The following is a 1,376-nucleotide window of genomic DNA, read 5'->3' on the forward strand; positions in this document are numbered from 1 at the left end:
GAATCGAGCTTTCTAGATCAACGTTATCTGACTGGATAGGTCGCTGCGGTGTAGAACTGGAGCCTCTGGCCAATGCCTTAAAAGAGGTGGTGCTGAAACAGCAGGTGCTGCATGCAGATGAAACACCAGTCACCATTATGCGGATGGGTGATGATGAGAAAAAACCGAAGAAAGGTTATGTCTGGGCCTATGCCACTACACAGTACAATCCAGTTCAGGCGGTGATCTATGACTTTCAAGATAGTCGTTCAGGCCAGCATGCTGAAGAGTTCTTGAAAGGCTGGCAGGGCTATCTGGTCTGTGATGATTACAGTGGTTATAAAGCACGCTTTAAATCAGGCCAGGTCATAGAGGTGGGCTGCATGGCCCATGCACGTCGTAAATTCCATGAACTGCATGTGACCGGGAAAAGTCAGGTCGCTGAACAGGCATTGGTGCTGATTCAGAAACTGTATGCGATAGAAGCAGAACTCAGGAAAAAGACCGATGGTACGGCAGAACAGCGCCGCGAATACCGACAACAGCATAGTCAACCGGTGATGCAACAACTGTATGAATGGCTTAACCAACATCAACTGACTGTGCCATCGAGTTCTCCAACCGCCAAGGCCATCAATTACAGTCTGAAGCGTTGGCCAGCTTTAAGCCGCTATCTGGATGATGGCAATCTACCTATAGATAATAATTGGGTGGAAAACCAGATGCGACCTTGGGCGTTGGGACGTAAGAATTGGCTATTTGCAGGTTCGCTGCGCAGCGGTCAGCGAGCAGCCAATATCATGACATTAATCCAGTCAGCAAAGCTGAATGGGCTGGATCCGTATGCCTATTTAAGTGATGTTCTGAAAAGGTTGCCGACACATAAAGTGACCCAAATAGAAGAATTACTGCCACACCGCTGGAAATCCGACCAAAATTAAAAAATAGGCATGGGATTCAGCGGACGCTTACAGTCCATCAACAATTTTATCTTTTCTAGTTGTTCCTATTGCTCGTGCTCTAGGCAAGTCATACCATTTACATTGCCATCCATACCATCGTGTAGAACCTCCCAAAGCACAGTCTTGGTCTAACTTTAGATGGAACTCGACCCCAGCCTGATTAGCAAGCTCTTTAAAAGAACCATATTGACCATAGTGTCTTCTTATTAATGATCTACAAAGCTTTTCAAAATTTACGTCAGCTGCACCAGATAAATTTTCAAATTTACTCCAATCAAGATGAGACATTCTATTATTCTTCCCCAAATTTCTCAGGATTCTCAGGATTCTCAGGATTCTCAGGATTCTCAGGATTCTCAGGATTCTCAGGATTCTCAGGATTCTCAGGATTCTCAGGATTCTCAGGATTCTCAGGATTCTCAGGATTCTCAGGAT

Annotated in this window: 2 protein-coding genes; one reads left to right on the forward strand and one right to left on the reverse strand. The window is 45.3% G+C overall.

The window, feature by feature from the left end:
• Positions 1–920, forward strand: a 920-nt coding sequence (locus HX743_RS16045) for an IS66 family transposase (RefSeq protein ID WP_178319676.1), incomplete at its 5' end; no start/stop codon positions are given.
• A 27-nt stretch (positions 921–947) separates the two neighbouring features.
• Here HX743_RS16045 and HX743_RS16050 read toward each other — a convergent pair.
• Positions 948–1,229 (reverse strand): hypothetical protein, encoded by a 282-nt coding sequence (locus HX743_RS16050; protein WP_178319677.1) that lies wholly within the window; start codon positions 1,227–1,229, stop codon positions 948–950.
• Between the last annotated feature and the right edge of the window lie 147 nt (positions 1,230–1,376).

The sequence above is a fragment of the Acinetobacter sp. Swhac1 genome (assembly GCF_013390985.1).
Classification (GTDB): Bacteria; Pseudomonadota; Gammaproteobacteria; order Pseudomonadales; family Moraxellaceae; genus Acinetobacter; species Acinetobacter towneri.

Coding starts and splice junctions, on each gene's coding strand:
- HX743_RS16050 (WP_178319677.1), bottom strand. CDS start 1,229: ATGTCTCATCTTGATTGGAGTAAATTTGAAAATTTATCTGGTGCAGCT.